The organism is Streptomyces sp. NPDC059832 (assembly GCF_042731715.1).
In the GTDB taxonomy this organism is placed as follows: domain Bacteria; phylum Actinomycetota; class Actinomycetes; order Streptomycetales; family Streptomycetaceae; genus Streptomyces.
In genome coordinates this window covers 1-3,841 of record NZ_JBHWIY010000094.1, presented here as the reverse complement: position 1 = coordinate 3,841, position 3,841 = coordinate 1, and the positions used below count along the sequence as shown (strand labels likewise).

Genomic DNA, 3,841 nt, shown 5'->3' with positions numbered 1-3,841 from the left:
TCTTCGAGGAGAACCGCTTGCGCTCGCCGGTCTCATCGTCGACGCGGCGGTCGTTGATCCGCGGGGCCTTGACCTCGATCGGTCCGGCGGCGGTGCCCACGGTCCTTGCCTTGTGGTGGCCGTTGCGGACCACGAGACGTCGGCCGTACTCGTCGGTCTCATCTGACAACTCGGCTGTGTACTGGTTGACTTCCGCTTCCAGCGCGGCGGCCGGCATCCGGCGGGGAGCAATGCTCAAGACCTGTGGATCGGACTCGGGAGGGGTGCCTCGCGGAACGCGGAGGGCGTACCTTCCCGAGTGATCGACTTCTGGTCATCGAGTAGGCCCGCGTTGCATCGCGGGTCGGGAAGGCACACCTGTGCTGAGCATAGTCAACGAGGACGGCACCACCCAGAGCGGCTCCCTGATGGACGACATCGTCCGTGAGGGCGCCCGTCGGATGCTCACCGCGGCCCTGGAAGCCGAAGTCAACCAGTACATAGCCGAGTTGGCGGGCGAGCGGGACGATGCATGTCGCCGTCTGGTGGTCCGTAACGGTCACCACCGCAAGCGGACGGTGGCCACCGCCGCCGGGCCGATTGCGGTGAAGGCGCCGCGGGTGAACGATAAGCGGGTCGATGGCGAGACGGGCGAGCGCAAGCGGTTCTCGTCGAAGATCCCCGCCCCCTGGTGCCGGAAGTCTCCGAAGATCAGTGAGGTCCTGCCCCTGCTCTACCTGCACGGTCTGTCCTCCGGCGACTTCGTGCCCGCGATGGAGCAGTTCCTCGGCTCGGCCGCTGGGCTCTCGCCGGCCACGGTGACCCGGCTGACCAAGCAGTGGAGCGATGACCACGCTGCCTTCCAGGACCGGGACCTGTCCGGATCCAACTACGTGTACGTGTGGGCCGACGGCGTCCACCCCAAGGTCCGCCTCGGCCAGGCCCGCTCCTGCGTCCTGGTCCTCATGGGCGTGCGCACCGACGGCAGTAAGGAGCTGATCGCGCTCGCCGAGGGCCTGCGCGAGTCGGCCGAGTCCTGGGCCGACCTCCTGCGGGACTGCCACCGGCGCGGCATGCGTGATCCCGAGCTCGTCATCGGCGACGGAGCCATGGGCCTGTGGCGGGCCCTGGCCGAGGTGTTTCCGCAGGCCAGACATCAAAGGTGCTGGGTTCACAAATCTCGGAACGTGGTCAACTCCCTGCCGAAATCGGCCCAGCCCGGCGCGAAGAAGGCGCTGCAGGAGATCTACAATGCCGAGGACCGCGATCACGCCGAGAAGGCGGTGAAGGACTTCGGGCGCGCCTACGGCGCGAAGTGGCCCAAGGCCGTCAAGAAGATCACCGACGACGTCGATGAACTCCTGGCGTTCTACGGCTTCCCGGCCGAGCACTGGGTCCACCTGCGCACCACAAATCCGATCGAGTCCACCTTCAGCACGGTAAAGCTGCGGATCAAGGTCACCCGCGGCGCCGGCAGCCCGGCCGCGGCCCTGGCGATGGTGTTCAAGCTCGCCGAGTCCGCCCAGGCTCGCTGGCGCGCGATCACCGCACCCCACCTCGTCGCCCTCGTCCGCACCGGCGCCCGCTTCGAACGCGGAGTCCTGATCGAGCGTGAGCAGGAGGCTGCGGCATGAGTGAGCGCAAGGAACGCCCGCTGCTGTTCCTGGACGTCGACGGACCTCTCCTGCCGTTCGGCGACGGCCCGCAGCGCGAGCCGTCAAGCACTGCGACAGATTCGCACCTGACGCGGCTTGACCCGAGCCTCGGGCCTCGCCTCGCGGCATTGCCGTGCGCGCTGGTCTGGGCCACCACCTGGGAGGAGGAGGCGAACACCGACATAGCACCCCGACTCGGCCTGCCGCCCCTGCCGGTCGTGCGCTGGCCGGAACACTCCGACGCGCATGAACGCGAGGACCAGTGGTACGGACTCCACTGGAAGACCCGAACCCTGGCGGCATGGGCGGACGGACGCCCGTTCCTCTGGGTCGACGACGAGATCACCGACGCCGATCGAGACTGGGTGTCCACCCACCACCCGACCCCAGCCCTCCTCCACCGCATCGCGTCGTCCCGCGGCCTCACCAATGAAGACTTCGCAGTCCTCGATCAATGGCTCCGGGCCACTTGAGGCTCCCCGCGGTGATACACAGGGAATTGACAATTGCTCCCGCGTTCTGCGTTCGAAGGATCCCGCCGGTCTCACACAGGAACTATGGGGACTGCTCGCCCTCTACCAAGCCCTGCGATCGGTCATGGCCACGGCTATGGAGACCCGGTACTGCACTAATCCGGACCGAGCCTCCTTCATCATCGCTCTGGAGGCCGCACGCGACACCGTCGCCATCATCGCCGGCCCCAAGGCGGCTCACAGCCCCGGCACCCAGGCCGACCTGGTCGGACACATCGGAACCCGGCTCTTGCACACCATGCTCCCCAAACGTCGTCCGCGGACCTCGGCCCGTGTGGCGAAGCGCGGTATCTCCCACTACCACACCTGGAATCAGGATCACCGGCCCCGTGACAGCAGCCCTATCACTGCCATCGACATCACCATCCGTGCGCCTACTCTCCCAACGTCACTGGACCCGGCTCGCAAGCCCTCCAGTTCCTGGGAACAGCTCTGCCAGATCTTCACTGCGCGCGCCAACCAACCCATGCACGCTCGTGACCTGGCCGACGCCCATCTGCGTGGCCCCGATCTCCGGGATGTCCGTCGCGGGAGCGGCGTGCTCGGTGTAGCCGTACCCGTAACTCGGCGGGACAAGGGGAAGGTGAGGGCGCGACGATCCCATGGAGGTATGGGAGTTAACCTTCACGTCGCCTCCACACATACTGACGTCCAGTGCAATGTCACATTGCAACTGCATCCTGAGTGCATCAGTGATGCCTATGAACGACGCCTCTGAACAGGGAGCACTACCCTCATGTCTCGTATCGCTCTGCTCGCCACCGCGGCCGTGGGCCTGGCCTTATTCGGCGCGGCCCCGGCCACCGCCGCACACGCCCCCACCACCACTGCCACCACGGTGACGTGCGGTCCGTCCGCCCTCCGGGTGGGCTTGTCGACCAAGGTGTGCGCCGAAGTCACCGGCAACAGCGTGCAGCTGTACGGCCAGATAAACCTGGCGGGCCCGCCCAGCCCAGGCTCCACGCTCCCGGTCAAGGACCTGACCACGACCCTCACCGGCAACGCCGTCGGCGGCACCTCCCTCGGCCACCTGGTGCAGCCGGTCCGTTTCCAAGCCGCGACCACCCAGGTCCGTGGCGTCGGCGGCACCGTCCCCTGCGGCTCGTCCGTCCACGCCGAGTTCACCCCATCCGCCCTCGGCTATCCCTCCAGCCCGGTGACCCTGGACGTTCCGGTCACCTGCTGACGAACGTCCGACACAATGAGCAGGCTGCGCGGCCGGAACCGGACGCGGAGCCTGCCCGCGGCAGCGAGGGCGGTTACTTCGGGCAGCCCTTGAATTCCCCGGTCTCCCACGCTGTGCGGCAGATGGCCCGCCAGGGGGCGGCCCGAAGATGAGGTGACCCCGGCGGTGACCTTCCCCTCGTAGCGTGGAGTCCGCGATTGCAGGGGGGTTGAGGGTCATGGGGTCCAAGAAACGGGCGTACGACGCCGAGTTCCGTGAGGGTGCTGTACGCATCGTGATCGAGACGGGGAAGCCGATCCCGCTGGTCGCCGACGAGCTCGGAGTCCACGCGGGCACGCTGCACGGCTGGGTCTCGCGCTGGCGCCGAAAAGGGTCGGCCTCCTCCGATCGGCCCGCAGGAGGCCGCCGGCGGGCGGATGCGGGAGAGCGAGCGGGGCGAACTGGAGCGGCTGCGGCGGGAGATGAGCGAGAAGAACAAGCGGATACGC

4 protein-coding genes and 1 pseudogene are annotated in these 3,841 nt (G+C 67.7%); 4 read left to right on the top strand and 1 reads right to left on the bottom strand.

Annotation, left to right across the window (positions count from 1 at the left end):
- Positions 1-217: pseudogene (locus ACFV8T_RS45340) on the bottom strand (IS256 family transposase); the annotation flags it as partial.
- Positions 218-359: 142 nt separating this feature from the next.
- Here ACFV8T_RS45340 and ACFV8T_RS45335 point away from each other — a divergent pair.
- The 4 genes from ACFV8T_RS45335 to ACFV8T_RS45320 all read left to right on the top strand — a co-directional run.
- Positions 360-1,613 (top strand): IS256 family transposase, encoded by a 1,254-nt coding sequence (locus tag ACFV8T_RS45335; protein ID WP_385339713.1) that lies wholly within the window; start codon positions 360-362, stop codon positions 1,611-1,613.
- Positions 1,610-2,107 (top strand): HAD domain-containing protein, encoded by a 498-nt coding sequence (locus tag ACFV8T_RS45330; protein WP_385339710.1) that lies wholly within the window; start codon positions 1,610-1,612, stop codon positions 2,105-2,107. The genes ACFV8T_RS45335 and ACFV8T_RS45330 overlap by 4 nt, the downstream gene beginning before the upstream one ends.
- A gap of 796 nt (positions 2,108-2,903) precedes the next feature.
- The gene (locus tag ACFV8T_RS45325; RefSeq protein WP_385339707.1) at positions 2,904-3,353 is read left to right on the top strand and encodes a hypothetical protein; all 450 of its coding nucleotides are present in this window, start codon (positions 2,904-2,906) and stop codon (positions 3,351-3,353) included.
- 217 nt (positions 3,354-3,570) lie between these two features.
- Positions 3,571-3,841: transposase (locus ACFV8T_RS45320; protein WP_385339704.1), on the top strand; the 271-nt coding region annotated here is incomplete at its 3' end.

Coding starts and splice junctions, on each gene's coding strand:
- ACFV8T_RS45330 (WP_385339710.1), top strand. CDS start 1,610: ATGAGTGAGCGCAAGGAACGCCCGCTGCTGTTCCTGGACGTCGACGGA.
- ACFV8T_RS45325 (WP_385339707.1), top strand. CDS start 2,904: ATGTCTCGTATCGCTCTGCTCGCCACCGCGGCCGTGGGCCTGGCCTTA.